This window comes from Paludisphaera mucosa (assembly GCF_029589435.1).
GTDB lineage: Bacteria > Planctomycetota > Planctomycetia > Isosphaerales > Isosphaeraceae > Paludisphaera > Paludisphaera mucosa.
In genome coordinates this window covers 1,369,300-1,383,916 of the sequence record NZ_JARRAG010000001.1, presented here as the reverse complement: position 1 = coordinate 1,383,916, position 14,617 = coordinate 1,369,300, and the positions used below count along the sequence as shown (strand labels likewise).

At 67.8% G+C, this 14,617-nt stretch carries 15 protein-coding genes and 1 tRNA gene; 8 read left to right on the top strand and 8 right to left on the bottom strand.

Features of this window, described 5'->3' with window-relative positions; genetic code table 11:
- Positions 1-33: 33 nt before the first annotated feature.
- The gene (locus tag PZE19_RS05555) at positions 34-714 is read right to left on the bottom strand and encodes an adenylate kinase family protein (protein WP_277859578.1); all 681 of its coding nucleotides are present in this window, start codon (positions 712-714) and stop codon (positions 34-36) included.
- A gap of 183 nt (positions 715-897) precedes the next feature.
- Between PZE19_RS05555 and PZE19_RS05550 the strand changes: the two genes are divergently transcribed.
- On the top strand, positions 898-1,512 hold the full coding sequence (locus PZE19_RS05550; RefSeq protein ID WP_277859577.1) for a histidine phosphatase family protein: 615 nt from the start codon (positions 898-900) through the stop codon (positions 1,510-1,512).
- Between the two features lie 10 nt (positions 1,513-1,522).
- Here the strand turns inward: PZE19_RS05550 and PZE19_RS05545 are convergent, their stop codons facing one another.
- Positions 1,523-1,834 carry a glutaredoxin family protein gene (locus PZE19_RS05545; protein ID WP_277859576.1) on the bottom strand — a complete coding sequence of 104 codons (312 nt, stop codon included), beginning with the start codon at positions 1,832-1,834 and terminating at the stop codon, positions 1,523-1,525.
- Positions 1,835-1,966: 132 nt separating this feature from the next.
- On the opposite strand from PZE19_RS05545, the gene PZE19_RS05540 reads away from it, so the two are divergent.
- Both PZE19_RS05540 and PZE19_RS05535 read left to right on the top strand, forming a co-directional pair.
- Positions 1,967-2,053 (top strand) — tRNA-Leu (locus PZE19_RS05540).
- A 272-nt stretch (positions 2,054-2,325) separates the two neighbouring features.
- A complete protein-coding gene (locus PZE19_RS05535; RefSeq protein ID WP_277859575.1) occupies positions 2,326-3,696 on the top strand; it encodes a Gfo/Idh/MocA family protein in 1,371 nt (456 codons plus the stop codon).
- A 29-nt stretch (positions 3,697-3,725) separates the two neighbouring features.
- Here PZE19_RS05535 and PZE19_RS05530 read toward each other — a convergent pair whose 3' ends face one another.
- On the bottom strand, positions 3,726-4,184 hold the full coding sequence (locus PZE19_RS05530; RefSeq protein ID WP_277859574.1) for a phage tail protein: 459 nt from the start codon (positions 4,182-4,184) through the stop codon (positions 3,726-3,728).
- 251 nt (positions 4,185-4,435) lie between these two features.
- Here PZE19_RS05530 and PZE19_RS05525 point away from each other — a divergent pair, with 251 nt between their 5' ends.
- Positions 4,436-4,969, top strand: coding sequence for a pyridoxamine 5'-phosphate oxidase family protein (locus tag PZE19_RS05525; RefSeq protein ID WP_277859573.1), 534 nt, complete (start codon positions 4,436-4,438; stop codon positions 4,967-4,969).
- A 49-nt stretch (positions 4,970-5,018) separates the two neighbouring features.
- On the opposite strand, the gene PZE19_RS05520 is transcribed toward PZE19_RS05525, so the two are convergent.
- Complete coding sequence (locus PZE19_RS05520; protein WP_277859572.1) at positions 5,019-5,225, bottom strand: hypothetical protein; 207 nt, start codon at positions 5,223-5,225, stop codon at positions 5,019-5,021.
- 270 nt (positions 5,226-5,495) lie between these two features.
- Here PZE19_RS05520 and PZE19_RS05515 point away from each other — a divergent pair, with 270 nt between their 5' ends.
- The 4 genes from PZE19_RS05515 to PZE19_RS05500 all read left to right on the top strand — a co-directional run bounded on the left by PZE19_RS05515 (position 5,496) and on the right by PZE19_RS05500 (position 10,018).
- The gene (locus PZE19_RS05515) at positions 5,496-6,506 is read left to right on the top strand and encodes a 6-bladed beta-propeller (RefSeq protein ID WP_277859571.1); all 1,011 of its coding nucleotides are present in this window, start codon (positions 5,496-5,498) and stop codon (positions 6,504-6,506) included.
- A 56-nt stretch (positions 6,507-6,562) separates the two neighbouring features.
- Positions 6,563-7,108, top strand: coding sequence for a glycine cleavage system transcriptional repressor (locus tag PZE19_RS05510; RefSeq protein ID WP_277859570.1), 546 nt, complete (start codon positions 6,563-6,565; stop codon positions 7,106-7,108).
- A gap of 154 nt (positions 7,109-7,262) precedes the next feature.
- Positions 7,263-8,879 (top strand): CTP synthase, encoded by a 1,617-nt coding sequence (gene pyrG / locus PZE19_RS05505; RefSeq protein WP_277859569.1) that lies wholly within the window; start codon positions 7,263-7,265, stop codon positions 8,877-8,879.
- A gap of 59 nt (positions 8,880-8,938) precedes the next feature.
- Positions 8,939-10,018, top strand: a complete 1,080-nt coding sequence (locus PZE19_RS05500; RefSeq protein WP_277859568.1) for an N-acetylglucosamine-6-phosphate deacetylase — start codon at positions 8,939-8,941, stop codon at positions 10,016-10,018.
- An 81-nt stretch (positions 10,019-10,099) separates the two neighbouring features.
- Here PZE19_RS05500 and PZE19_RS05495 read toward each other — a convergent pair whose 3' ends face one another.
- From PZE19_RS05495 to PZE19_RS05480, 4 genes are all read right to left on the bottom strand, one after another.
- Complete coding sequence (locus tag PZE19_RS05495) at positions 10,100-10,390, bottom strand: hypothetical protein (RefSeq protein WP_277859567.1); 291 nt, start codon at positions 10,388-10,390, stop codon at positions 10,100-10,102.
- A 91-nt stretch (positions 10,391-10,481) separates the two neighbouring features.
- The gene (locus PZE19_RS05490) at positions 10,482-11,807 is read right to left on the bottom strand and encodes an IS701 family transposase (RefSeq protein WP_277859566.1); all 1,326 of its coding nucleotides are present in this window, start codon (positions 11,805-11,807) and stop codon (positions 10,482-10,484) included.
- 163 nt (positions 11,808-11,970) lie between these two features.
- Entirely contained in the window at positions 11,971-12,561 is a 591-nt protein-coding gene (locus PZE19_RS05485) for a DUF1579 family protein (RefSeq protein ID WP_277859565.1), read from the bottom strand.
- A 242-nt stretch (positions 12,562-12,803) separates the two neighbouring features.
- Entirely contained in the window at positions 12,804-14,312 is a 1,509-nt protein-coding gene (locus PZE19_RS05480; RefSeq protein ID WP_277859564.1) for a Gfo/Idh/MocA family protein, read from the bottom strand.
- Between the last annotated feature and the right edge of the window lie 305 nt (positions 14,313-14,617).

The window sequence follows — 14,617 nt, the reverse complement described above, 5'->3', positions numbered from 1 at the left end:
AGAGGGATGGGCCGCCGGCCGGGCCCCTTCGGGTCAGGATCGGGCGTCGGCGACCGCCTCGGGGACCGAGGCGACGGGGACGGCGACGCGCTTGATCTCAGACAGGCGGTTCACGATGTCCTTCAGCACGTCGATCATGTCCTGGCCGGCGTCGACGTCGAAGACCAGCTCGGGAGGGTAAAAGCTGAGGGTCTGGATCGTTTCCTCGTAATAGGTGTTCAATCGCCGATTGATGACGTCCTCGCTCATGTCGTCGAGGCGGTTCTCCAGCAGGGCCCGGGCCCGGAGCCGCTTGCGGGCCAGCTTCTTGTCCATGATCTTCAGGTGGAAGATCTGGACCACGTCGAGGAGGAAGTCGAGCCGCTCGGCCTGGGCGTAGCTGCGGGGCAGGCCGTCGAGGATCAGGGTGTGGTGCTCGGGGAGGAAGAACTCCTGAAGCTCCAGGATCTTGATGTGGCGCTCGAAGATCCGCACCGTCAGGTCGTCGGGGACCATCTTGCCGTCGGAGGTGTAGGTCTCGATCTCCGCGCCGATCTTGCCGAGCCGGGGGATCTTGCGGAAGACGTCCCCCATCGAGATGTGGAGCAGGTCGGGGAGCATCCCCAGCACGGCCCCCTGCGTCCCCTTGCCGCTGCCGGGCATGCCGAACAGGAGGATCGTGCGATACTTGGCGTTCTGGCCGGTGAGGTCCGTGCTTTTCCCGTCGGCGGTCATTGCGTTACCCTGTTTGGAGTCGTGACGCCCGGCCTGAAGGGTCGACCGGCGTCGAATCGGAACCGCGGCCTCGGCGCCGGCGTCCGGGATGCCCCGCATCCGGCCGCGGCCACGGGCTCGCGGATTCCGCCCCTATTGTTTCTGTCTGTCGCGCCCGGGAGCAAGATGGTGCAGGAAACCGCCATGTCCCTCATTCGGCACGCGGAGACCTCCGCGCCGAACATCTTCCACGGCGCCGAGTCGGACGTCGGCCTGAGCGAGTGGGGGCACAAGCAGGCCGGATTGCTGGCGGATCACCTGGCCTCGCGAGGGGCCGAGGCCGTCTACTGCTCGGCGCTCCGTCGGGCGGTCGCCTCCGCGACGCCGATCGCCCACGCCCTCGGCCAGTCGCCCGTCGTCATCCCCGAGCTTCACGAGCGCAAGATCGGCCCCCTGAGCGGCCGGACTCGCGACGAGGGCTGGGGCGTCTACGAAGAATCGAAGCGTCGCTGGATCGCCGGCGAGGTCGAGTTCTCGCATCCCGGCGGCGAGTCGTTCGCCGACATCGACCGCCGCGTGCGGCCGATCCTCGACGACCTCTCGAAGCGTCATAAGGGGGGCAGGTTCCTGGTCGTCGTCCACGGGATCGTCATCCGCGTCGCCCTGACGAGCCTGCTGGCCGACCGCACCCCCGCGGACTTCGACGCCATCGCCATCGATTTCGCGTCGATCAACGACCTGGTCCACGACGGCTCCCGCTGGCGGGCCGAAGCCCTCAACCTCGTGGTGGCCCCCTCCCCCGCGCGGCCCGTCGCCTGACAAGCCGTGCTCATCCCGCCTCGCCGGCGGACGCTTCCGCCTTCAATAACCGTTCGAGCATCGCCGGATTGATCGACCCGCGAAACCGCACGCGGCCGCCGACCTCCACGACCGGGACATCGCCGCCGTATCGGGCCCGGACATCCGGGGACGCGTCGACGTCGACCTCCTCGACGACGAACCGATGCCGCGACTGGAACTCGCCCAGGACGGCCAACGCCTTCCGGCAGCAGCCGCAACCCTCGCGCGAGTAGACCACGAACCGCAGCGGCTCCGTCGCGGGCCGATTCGAGAACAAACGAGCGATCAACGACTTGACCATCGAATCCCTCCGCCATGGGCCCGGCCGGGAACTCGACGAATGCGAGATCGCGGCTTCGGGTCGCCCAACGCTTGACAATCCACGATCTCGCCCACAGAATGATACCTCACCTAACAAGTGAAACACCGCGACGCCGGAGTGGTGGAATTGGCAGACACGCTAGCTTGAGGGGCTAGTGGGCTAACCATGCCCGTGCAGGTTCAAGTCCTGTCTCCGGCACTCAGCCACGACGAGCCGCCGAACTCGACCTCGCGAGTTCACCGAAAAGCGGCCTGGTTCCCCCGACGCCCCGGACGGTTCGCCGTCACGGGGCGTCTCGCATTTCCGGTTCCTCGACTCAGCGACCGCGGTTCCCGATCGGACGCCGCCCCGCCGGGTCGACAGTAGCTTGCGTCGCCTCGCCGGCTGGGCGATGCTCTGACGTGGCCCCTGCGGACCGGACGGACGACGCCCGGCCGGGGCCTTGCCGCGCCGAAGCCCGGGAGGCCTGCATGACCAGCGATTCGACCAAAGCCCAGCCGACGCCGGATGGGGCCGCATCGAGGCGTCAGTTCCACAGGACGGCGACCGCGGCGGCGCTGGGCGCGTTCGCGGCCCCGGCCGTGGTTCGGGGGCGGAACCTCAACGAGAAGTTGAGCATCGCCTGCATTGGCGTGGGCGGCCGCGGCGGATCGAACCTGGCCGACGTGAGTTCCGAGGACGTCGTCGCCCTCTGCGACGTCTACGAGGGAGCCGTCGCCCGCGCCGCGCAGGCCCACCCCCGGGCCAAGAAATACCAGGACTTCCGCAAGCTGTTCGACGACCTCAAGAGCTACGACGCCGTCGTCGTGAGTACGACCGAGCACACCCACGCCTTCGCCACCCTGCCGGCCCTGCTGCTGGGCAAGCACGTCTACTGCGAGAAGCCGCTGACCCACGACGTCTGGGAGGCGAGGCTGATCCGCGAGGCCGCCGCCAAGGCCAGGGTCGCCACCCAGATGGGGACGCAGATCCACGCCGGCGACAATTACCGCCGGGTCGTCGAATTGATCCAGGCCGGGGCCGTCGGCGCGGTCAAGGACGTCCACGTGTGGGTCGGCCGCGCCTGGGGGCGTCAGTCCCCCGAGGATGCGAAGGCCAACGGCGACATCGTCTCGGTCACCGAGCGGCCGACGGGTTCGACGCCGATCCCGACCGGCCTCGACTGGGACCTCTGGCTCGGGCCGGTCGCGTCGCGGCCCTTCCACGAGGTCTATTTCCCTGGCCCGAAATGGTATCGCTGGTGGGATTTCGGCAACGGCACCATGAGCGACCTGGGGAGCCACTGGATCGACCTCCCCTTCTGGGCCCTGAAGCTCAAAACCCCCAGCACCATCGAGGCCTTCGGCCCGCCCCCGCACGCCGAGATCGCGCCGGCCAGCATGAAGGCAGTGTACGAGTACGAGGCCCGGGGAGAGCAGCCCGCCCTGACCCTGACCTGGTACCAGGGCGCCATGAAGCCCGAGCCCTGGACCACGGGGGCGATCCCGAAGTGGGACAGCGGCGTGCTCTTCGTCGGCGAGAAGGGGATGCTCCTCTCCGACTACGGCCGCAACCTCCTGCTGCCTGAGGAGCGGTTCCGCGACTACAAACGTCCCGAGCCGACGATCCCGAAGTCGCTCGGCCACCACGCCGAGTGGATCCACGCCTGCAAGACCGGCGCGCCGACCACGTGTAACTTCGAGTACGCGGGATGGCTGACCGAGGCCAACCACCTCGGCAACGTGGCCTACCGCGTCGGCCGGAAGCTCGAATGGGACGCCGCCGCGCTGAAGGCGACCAACGCTTCCGAGGCCGACCCGATGATCCGTCGCGACTATCGTCCGGGCTGGTCCCTGGGCTGAGGGGCGACTCCTGCGGCTCCTGGCGGTCGTTAGAGCCGCAGGGATTCCCATCCCTGGTGCTGGACGACCAGACGCTCCATCACGGCCTGGCTCGACAGGGCGTCCAGTTCGTCGACCGCCTCATACCGCGACGGCCAGCAATCGAAGACGTTGTACTGGATCCCCGGGGTGCCGTCGGGCAGCAGGAGGACGATCGCCATGGAGCGGCGAAAATCGCGTCCTCCCGCGGTCCGGGTGGCCACGAGATCGGCCCACCTCTCGAAGGTGTCGTCGTTAGTGCGGGGTCGTTCCAGGATGATCGGGGCGATTCGGGTCAGCCCCGGCGACGAGCGGCCGGCCCCGGGGTCGCCCCCCTCGCGCACGACGATCACGCTCGTCCTGCGGCGGAGCCCCCTGATCCGGGACACCCTCACATTCGCGAAGCCGTCGATCTCGACCGAGAAATTGGCGGCCTGATACGAATCTTCTGCGCTGGACGTGGCGGGCACGATGCGCCCCCCGATGGAACAAGGATCGCTTGTCTGACTCACATCTCGACGCGTCAGTGTACCAGGGCCGTATCGTACGAGTCGCGGATAGAGTCAGGGCGCGGCAGGGAAACGTCCCCTTCGTCCGAGTCCCGACGCCGTCCCCAGGACGCCGCTAGCATGAGGCCGCACGCGGCCCCGTCTCGGCACGCCGATTGCGATCGTGGTCGAGTCATTGCAAGGGATTCGACTCACACCGGGAAGCGGCTCACATGGACTCGATCAACCAGAATCAGCCGGAACAGAATCACGAAGACCTCCACGGCCCGAAGGCCGTCGCCGAGATCCAGACGATCGTCCGCAAGGCGGAAAACGGCTTCTTCTGCACCGTGCCGATGGCCGGCTCGCGGGGAACCCGGCCGATGAACGTCCGGCAGGTCGACGACCAGGGCCATCTCTGGTTCCTGGCCGCGAATGACAGTCATCAGGTGCAAGAGCTCCAACGCGACCCGTCGGTGAAGCTCTATTTCCACGGCTCCCAGCACTCCGACTTCCTCTATCTCGAAGGCCGCGCCACCCTTTCCGCGCACAAGGCGAAGATCGCGGAGTTGTGGGAGCCCGTCCTCAAAACCTGGTTCACCGGGGGGCAGGACGACCCGCGCATCACCGTGATCGAGGTCGCGCCGACCGAGGGCTATTACTGGGACACGAAGCACGGCGGGATGGTCGCCGGGATCAAGATGCTGGTCGGCGCCGCGATCGGCGTGACCCTCGACGATTCGATCGAGGGGACCCTGGACGTCTGAGGCGGACCGGGCCCGCGGTCCTTCCTCAACTCGGACAAAGACGGCCCGGCTACCGCTTCCTCGGCGCGGGCCACGAACCGGTCAGTCCGATCGTCAGCATGACGAAGCCGACGAAGAGGCACACCCCGGCCGTGAAGGTCGGGGCTTCGACGGGTGCGAACACGACGATCCCGCCCAGCGCGAGGCAGACGCCCGCCATGCCGAGGGCGAGCTTGCGGAACAAGGGACGCGCCTGGGCTTGCTCTGGGGAGGCCATCCGCTTCTCCGATTCGATCCGGTCGATCCCGATGGACTCGGCGAGGTCGACGGTATTTGGGGATTTCTCCAGGAAGCCTTCGCCGACCCGACGCGTTTCTTGACCGTGGAAGCGTGCAATTCGCAGTCCGACCGGGAGAATCGAGACGGAGGGCGGTGAGTGCGGCGTGATCTGTATCTCGCCGGCCGGGGCTGTTAGTCTCTGCGGGAGACGCTGCGCCCGAGTACGGCATCTCCGGCGCCGACATCCTCTCCCTCAGGAGTCCTGAACGTGCAGCATCGTTCCGCATCCCTCGCGATCGCCGCGGCCGTCGTCCTCGGGCTCGCGTCGACGGGGGCCGCCGCCGACAAGTCTCAGCCCGTTCGCATGGGCTGCGGCCTCATGACGTTCGACACGGTGCCGGGCTGGGGCCTGGGGACCGACGGGAAGTCCCTCATCGGGCCGACCCACGGCGGGGTGGCCGTCGACAAGGACGGCAACGTCTACACGAGCGCCCACGCCGGAGTCTTCGTCTTCTCGCCCGAGGGCAAGTTGATCGGCAAGTACCTGGGCGACCAGTACTCCGACATGCACGACATCGAGATCCGTGACGAGGCGGGCGGCGAGTTCCTCTACGGGGCGCGTAACAACAACGCCGAAGGGGTCAAGCTCAACGCCCGGACCGGCGAGATCGTCCTGCGCCTGCCCTTCCCGAAGGAGTCGGGGCTGGACCTCAAGAAGTTCAATCCCACGGCGATCACCGTCGCGCCCAACGGCGACATCTTCCTCTCGGACGGCTACGCCAGCGACCACATCTTCAAGTTCGACAAGGCGGGCAAATACCTGAAGCACTTCGGCGTGAAGGGGAACGGCCTGAAGGAGTTCAACACCGCGCATGGAATGACGCTCGACACGCGTTACGAGCCTCCCCGCCTGATCATCTGCGACCGCAACCACCAGCCCAAGGGTCGGTTGCTCCACTACGACCTCGACGGCAATTTCATCGAGGAGATCGTGACCGGGCTGGGCATGCCGACGTCGGCCTCGGTGCAGGGCGATTTCGTCTCGGTGCCGGACCTCCACGGCCGGGTGGTGATCCTCGACAAGACGAATACGATCGTCTCGGTCCTCGGCAACAACCCCGACCCGGCGAAGGGGGGCAACTATAACATCCCCCAGGAGCAGTGGGTCGAGGGGATCTTCAGCGGCACTCATGGTTCGTCATGGGACAAGGACGGCAACCTGTACGTCCAGGACTGGAACGTCTCGGGCCGCATCATGAAGCTTGTGCGGGTGAAATAGGTGAGAGTCCTGGCGATCGTCCCCTTGACCTCTCGATTCGACCGCTGGAGCTTGCCATGTCCGAGAATTTCGTCCTGACCGTGACCGGCCCCGACCGCATCGGGATCGTCGAGGAAGTGACCCGCCTAGTGCTCGTCCGCGGGGGCAACGTCGAGACCAGCCGCATGGCGCGTCTCGGCGGCCAGTTCGCGGTCCTGATGCTCGTCTCGACGCCCGAAGGCAAGGGCGACGGGATCGACGCCGATTTCGAGGGGCTGGCGGGCCGGGGTTATAAGGTCGCGGTCGGCCACGCCGATTCGGACGCGGAATCCCACGTCGGCTGGGCCCCCTTCCACATCCAGGTGGACGGAGCCGACCACGAAGGAATCATCCATGAGATCGCGAGCCTGCTGGCGCGACACGGGATCAGCATCGAGGAGATGGACTCCGAATCGGCGCCGGCGCCCACCAGCGCCGCGCCACTGTTCGCCATGCGGGCGTTGGTGCTGGTCCCGCCCGACGCCGACGACGCCTGGACGGCCGGGATCGAGGAGATCGGCTATCGCATGAACCTGGAGATCGACGTCGAGCCCGTCGCCGACGATGAGCCTTCGGAGGACTGACTAGGCCGCGCCGGCGCCTTCGCGGGGGGCGGGGTCGAGTGATGCGTAAACGCCGGGCCGGTCGAGCCCGGGGCGGCCTCGCCGTGGTCGCCCGGGTCTTGTATACTGGGCTTTTACCACGACCGGGTCCAGGCTCACCCACCAAGGTTAGGCGATGGCCAAGCACATCTTCGTGACGGGCGGCGTTGTCAGCTCGCTCGGCAAGGGGCTCACCTGCGCCTCGATCGGCATGATCCTGGAACAGCGCGGGCTGCGGGTGCGACTCCAGAAGTTCGACCCCTACATCAACGTCGACCCGGGCACGATGAGCCCGTACCAGCACGGCGAGGTCTACGTCCTGGACGACGGTTCCGAGACCGACCTCGACCTCGGCCACTACGAGCGGTTCACGCACGCTACGCTCACCAAGGACTGCAACTACACGACGGGCAAGATCTACCTCTCCGTCATCCAGAAGGAGCGCGAGGGGCGGTATTACGAGGGCAAGACCGTGCAGGTCATCCCCCACGTCACCGACGAGATCAAGGCGGCGGTCCACCAGCTCGCGACCGACGACGTCGACGTGGTGATCACCGAGATCGGCGGGACCGTCGGCGACATCGAGAGCCTCCCCTTCCTGGAGGCGATCCGCCAGTTCGCCATCGACGTGGGCCGCGAGAACTGCGTCTACATCCACCTGACGCTGGTCCCCTACCTCAAGGCCGCGGCCGAGCTGAAGACCAAGCCGACGCAGCACTCCGTCGGCGCGCTCCGCCAGATCGGCATCCAGCCCGACATCCTCATCTGCCGCAGCGAGCAGCCGATCCCGACCGACGACAAGGACAAGATCGCCCTCTTCTGCAACGTCGACAAGAAGGCGGTCATCGAGGAACGCGACCGGCAGTACAGCATCTACGAGGTGCCGCTGAGCCTGGTCCAGAACGGGCTCGACAACCTCCTCGTCAAGCGGCTGGGCCTCAAGGCCAGCCCGCTCGACCTGACGGAATGGACCGAGATGGTCGAGCGGATCGTGCACCCGAAGCACGAGGTGCGGATCGCCGTCGTCGGCAAGTACATGAAGCACCGCGACGCCTACAAGTCGGTCTACGAGTCGCTCGACCACGCCGGGATCGCCAACCGGGCCCGGGTCTCGGTCGTGCGCATCGAGGCCGAAGAAGTGAGCGCGCGGGGGGCGGACGCCCTGCTGGGGGGCGTCGACGGCGTCCTCGTCCCCGGCGGATTCGGCATGCGGGGGATCGAGGGCAAGATCGAGGCCATCCGCTACGCCCGCACCCGCGGCCTCCCCTTCTTCGGCATCTGCCTGGGGATGCAGTGCGCGGTGATCGAGTTCGCCCGCACCGTCCTCGGCCTCGAAGACGCGAACAGCACCGAGTTCGAGAAGGACTGCGACCATCCCGTCATCGCCCTGATGGAAGAGCAGATGGCCGTCACCCATCGAGGCGGAACGATGCGGCTGGGGGCGTGGCCCTGCGAGCTGACCCCCGACCGGCTCGCTCGCAAGGCGTACGGGGTCGAACGCATCTCCGAACGCCATCGCCACCGTTACGAGTTCAACAACACGTACCGCGAATCCCTGGAAAAGGCCGGCCTCGTGGCCTCGGGCAAGAGCCCGGACGGCCAGATCGTCGAGATCGTCGAGCTGTCCGACCACCCCTGGTTCGTGGCCGTGCAGTTCCATCCCGAGTTCCAGTCCAAGCCGACTCACCCCCACCCGCTCTTCCGCGAGTTCATCACCGCCGCCCTGCAGCGCCGGAAGGCCACGACGTCGTGATCGTCCGGGGACGAGATTGGGACGGCCCACGTCGGGTCCAAATCGAGACCCGGGCCGGCATGATCGAGCGAATCGACCCCCTCGACGGCCTCGCCGAGGACGGTGAAAACGAGCGCTTCATCGCCCCGGCGTTCTGGGACGTCCAGACGAACGGTCGCTGGGGCCACTCCTTCTCCAGCCCGGGCCTGACCGTCGAGCAGGTCGTCGCCATCGTCCGCGCCCAGCGCGGCCTGGGCGTCGCACGCCTCTGCCCCACGCTCATCACGGCCCCGGTCGAGCATACTCTGCATGGGCTCAAGACCATCGCCCGGGCCTGCGAGGCCGAGCCCGATGTCGACCGGATGGTCGTCGGCGTCCACCTGGAAGGACCGTTCCTGTCCGAGCTTCCCGGGTACCGGGGCACGCATCCCGTCGAGGCGATGCGGGATCCCGACTGGAGCCTGTTCGAACGCTTTCAAGAGGCTTCCGGAGGGCGTGTCGTACTGACCACGCTCGCCCCCGAGCGTCCGGGTGCGGCGGAGTTCATCCGCCAGGCGACGGCGGCGGGCGTCGTCGTCGCCATCGGTCATACGGCGACGGATCGCCAGACCTTGCGGGCGGCGGTGGAAGCCGGGGCGACTTTGAGCACACACCTGGGGAACGGGATCGCCTCGGAGCTTCCCCGCCACCCCAACCCGATCTGGTTCCAGGCCGCCGAAGACCGGCTAAATGCATCGTTGATCGCCGACGGCCATCACCTCGACCCGGACGTGCTCCGCGTCCTGGTGCGGGCGAAGGGCTGGCGGAGGCTGATCCTGGTCAGCGACGCCGGCTGGCTCGCCGGGCTCCCCCCCGGAAATTACGGCGCCTGGGACGTCGATCCGGGGGGGAAGATCGTCCTCGCCGGTACGCCCTACCTGGCAGGATCGACGCAGGGCCTGGAGGCCGGGCTGCGGTTCCTCAACTCGGTCGAACCGGCGTTTCCGCGCCCTCTGCTCGACCTCGTGACGCTCAACCCGGCCCGGCTGCTGCAGCGACCGGAGCCCCGTATCGCGGTCGGCCAGCCCGCGGACCTCGTCCTGATGCGTCGCGACCCCGCGGGGGGGCTCACCCTCGAACGAACCTGCGTCGGCGGCGAGTGGTTCCCCCGCTCGGATTAATTCTACTGTAACTGTTTTTCCAGGCTCCTCACCTCGGCCCAAGGAGATCGTTCCGGCGGCCGGTCTTCCCGTCCTTCGACGTCAGGCGGGATCGTTGTGCCAGGGGCATCGCCGCCACACTACATCGAATTCCTCGGCGGATAGCACCGCATCGGCCGAGCGATCCATCTCGGATTCATGGCCGTAACCGAGGCCGCCGAATCGGTCCTCACGATGCTCGTGGCTGTAGCGGAGGCGGACCCCGCCGTCGTACTCCTCAACTTGGCGGGAGGGAGACCCGTCGTCGCCGATCTCGAAATACCACCAAGAGCCACCCCAGCCGGCGTATTCGTCGCCTCGATCCTCGTCCCAGCGATATTTCAGGTAGTGCATGCGTGGCGCCGCCTAACCGGTATTCGGCCTCGGCCGTCGCGGGGGGAACGTCCCGGCGGCCTCGTGCCAGCGGTAGATCCTCGACTCCTCGTTACGCCGCAGCACCCGCGACACCACGCGGGCGATCTCCTCCGGGCTCGGCGGCGGGTCGCGGAGCAGCCGGGCCAGGATGTGCCGCGTCTGCGGCACGGTGATCGCCGGGGTTTCCCCCCCCGACCCGCCGTCGCTCCAGGCACAAGAACCATAACGCCACCAGCGACAGCGTCATGTGGTGGCGCCAGCCGACCCAGCTCCGCACCTCGTAGTGGTCCAGCCCGGCCTCGCCGTTGCCGGCCTCGAACATCTCCTCGATCCGGTGCCGTCGCCGCTGGGCTCGCACGACCTCCGCGAGCGGGACCTCGGGGCCGGCGTCGGTCAGGGCGTAGTCGATCCGCGACTCGCCGACCACGCGGATCACCACCAGGCGCTCTTCGGGACCGACCCGGCCTTCCTGCCTGGTTCTCACCCGGGCCGTCATCGCGTCCACGACCAGCGGGCCCTTCTCGCCGTCGCGCACCTCGATCCGCTCCCAACGCGACTCCGACCGGCTCGCCGCCCAGGCGTCGGCGCGGACGAACGGCGTCTCGCGCTTGCGGCCGACGCCGGCCCGCTTGCGCGGCGGTCGCCGACGTTCCAGGTCGCGCACCGTGGTGTTGCACGGCACGTCCAGGGCGTAGCGTTCCTTCCGCCGACGCAACGCCGCGCGGAACTCGGAGGCCCGGCCGAATTCGTCATCGCCGGCGATCCAGCCGTGGGCCAGGCCGGGCAAGCTCCGATCCAGCATCTCCAGGGCGATCTGCCACCTCTCGCGGAATGCGACCTCCGGCGGGACGTGGCGCTTCTCGCGGCGGGCCGCGTCGCCGGACCAATCCTCCGGCAGGTAGAGCCGACGGTCCAGCGGGGCATAGCCGTCGCCGGCCGCGTAGGCGAGGAAGACGCCGACCTGGCAGTTGTCCACCTTGCCGAGCCGGCCGCACCACTGCCGGGCGACCCCGCACGACTCGGTCCCCTTCTTGGGGAAGGAGCTGCCGTCGACCACCACGACGCCGTCGGAGTCGGCCATCTCGTCGCCGACGTGCGCCCGCAACTCGGACATGACAGACTCGTCGTCCCACTTGCCCGAGCCGACGAAGAACTGGATCGGCTTGCGGGGCAGCCCGGCCTCGATGGCGATCGGCTCGGAGGTCTTGCGCTCCAGGCCGCCGAGCCGGCCGCGGATGACCAGGGCCGCCGTCGCCCGTTGCTCGACCCGATAGAAGCGAGGCAGGTAGCGTTGGAGAAAATCCGTCAGGCGGTCGTCCCGACCCCGAACGGCGTCGGTGGAGACCACAGCGTCGGCCAGCAGGGCCTGGGCCTCGTGATGATCCAGGAGTGACATCGGGGCAGTTCCCTGGGGTGTGCGTATCCTCCACACCCGTCAGAATATAAGGCCCGACCCGGGGTGTCACGAGAAATCGGTTACAGTAGAATTAGGTTCAGCGCATGTTCCGGGTTCTCGCCGTCCTGGCTCCGGTGCGAGGATAGATAAGCGCCCCTGCGTCTCAGGGGGCCCTGCGCGTATGGACCAGCTCGACGGCCTTCTCTTCCTTCCCCGTTGAATCGGTCGTGTACCACGACAGGGTGAAGTGATCGGCGTCGGTGAGGGTGTAGACGGTACGCAGGGGACGGGATCGGCCGTCCTCACGATCGAGTCGTTCTCCCACGCAAGTGATCGTCCGGCCGTCGTCGGAGAGGGAGCCTTCGTTGTGCATCACCGCGGTATCCATGCTGTCCATCTTCAGCTCGACGAACCTCTTCTTGCTGCGGTCGAACCCGAGGTACTGCACGACCTCGAAGGGTCGTTTCTGGATTTCGCTGCGGTAATCCTGCCGTAGGAACCGGCCGTCGAGCACCCACTTCGCATCGCATTGGGCGGTCCCCTTCATCTCGCGATCGGGGCCCAGCCTGTAGGTCACGACCACGTCCCAGCGGCCCGCCATGGCGTTGAGCCGCTTGTGCTCCTCGCCGGGGGCGCGTAGGTCTTCCTGCTCTGTTCGTTTCTCCTGCTGGGCCCTCCCCTGCTCCGGCGACCCGAGGATCAGGAGGGCTCCCAGGATCAGTCCGATGGTCGCGTTCAAGTCACGTCGATTCATGCTGGACTCCCGTCGACCGAAGTGTCGGAAACCGTGCGCGGGCCGATGTCGCATCGGAGTTTAGCCGACGAGGCGGCGGACGTCGCGGGCGAACCGCCCTCGCCCGGCAGCCGTCCTCGCGGTCGGGTACGTCTCGCGCATGACGACGCCCCGCGTAACGGCCAGAGGCGCGTCCCGCGGGGCGTTGATGGGAACGGCGTCGATCCGCGCCGGAAATCCGGCGCGGATCGACGCCTGTCGGCTCAGGCGCCGGCGGGGTCCTTGCCGTCGACCCAGGTGCCGCCGAGCTTCTGGTACTCGGGAGCTTCGAGGAGCGAGCCGGTCTCGCCGGCGTTCCAGCCGATGACCTGGTTTGGCTTGCCGCGGAGCTTGCTGCGCTCTTCCCAGCGGGCGGCCCAGGCGGAGTCGGCGTCGACGACCTCGCCGTTCTCCTTGTTGATGTAGTACGCCTTGCCTTCGCGGTAAGACTTGACGCCGAGGTTGACCGTGGCGATCGCGGCGTAGCCGAGCTCGACCGGGCAGAGGGTCTCGGGGTTGCGCGACCGGGTGCACTCGAGGAAGTGCTCCCAGAGGGCGCGGGTGTCTTCGCGAGGCTGCTCGGGGGTGAACTTGTCGCCGCCCTCGCCCTGGTTGGCTCCCGGAGGGGCCGGCCGGCCTTCGAGCTTCTGCTGGACGACCGAGTAGCCCCCCTTGGGCGTGGGGTCGAACCGGACGGTCGCGGTGTGGCCGCGGATGACTTCGGGGAGCTGGACGTCGTTGCACATGGTGGCCGAGATGAGGACCTGACAGCCCTCGTCGTAGTCGGCCACCACCGTGGCGACGTCGGGCACGTCGCGGCCGTCGTACTCCATGTAGAGGCCGCCGGCGCCGACGACCCGCCGCGGCAGGCGGACGCCCATCGCCAGGATCAGGTGGGTGAGCTGGTGGACGAACAGGTCGGTGTACATGCCGCCGCCGAAGTCCCAGTAGCAGCGCCACTGGGCGTAGCGGGCGCGGTCGAAGGGCTGGTCGGGGGCCAGGCCGAAGTCGGTGCCGAGGAACATCTTCCAGTCGACCGTCTTGGGCGTCATGTCCTTGGTGAGCTTGTAGTACCGCCACTGGCCGACGTTGCTGTTGCGGTAGTACGACGTCTGGCCCTGCATCACCTTGCCGATCTTGCCGTCGGTGATGAGCTTGTTGGCCTCACGCCAGCGGGGGTCGGCGGTGGACTGGACGCCCACGGTGAAGACCTGCTTGGTCCGATTGACCGTCTCGACGAGCTTGCGGGCCTCCTCGATGGTGTGGGTCATCGGCTTTTCGCAGTAGACGTCCTTGCCCGCCTCCATCGCGTCCTGGCACATCTTGGCGTGCCAGTGGTCGGGGGTGGCGACCAGGACGACGTCGACGTCCTTGCACTCCAGGATCTTGCGGTAATCCTTGGTGATCCGGTCCTTGTCCTTCCCCTCGGCGTCCAGGCCCACCTTCTTGGCGGAGTAGTAGAGCCCGCGCTTGGCGTCGTCGTTGCCGTCCCAGACGTCGCAGAGGCCGATGATGTCGACCAGCTTCGTCTCTTCCTTCAGGTGGCCCAGGATGCGGATGTGCTCCTGGGCGCGTCCGCCGGGGCCGAGGATGGCGACGTTGATCCGCTCGTTGGCACCCTTCACGGCGCCGACCGCGGGGTGGGCGAAGGTGCCGGCGGCCACGGCCGCTCCGGTCGCGGCGCCGGCCGTCTCCAGGAAGGTGCGACGATTCACGAGGGGTTTGTTCTGCATGCTGTAGGTCTCCGGACCACGTGTAAAAGATCGGAGCGGGAGACGGACGCGAGCGGGCGGTGCAGCGGGGCGACGGGAGGCAGGAGCCCGCTCTCGCGTCCGGGCTGTGCAGGGCGGAACGCTCGGCCGATGGTTCGCCTTCAAGGCTAACTCTGGTCGGACCGGCCAGTCAAGGACTCGCCGACGCATGCGTCGCGGCGGCCGGCCTCGGCGCAACTATAGCCCGCTGCGGCCCTCCGCCGCGTCGCTGACGCTCCTGCGACGCCCGAAATCGCCGGGAGGACCGGTAAGCGTCGGCCAGGTCT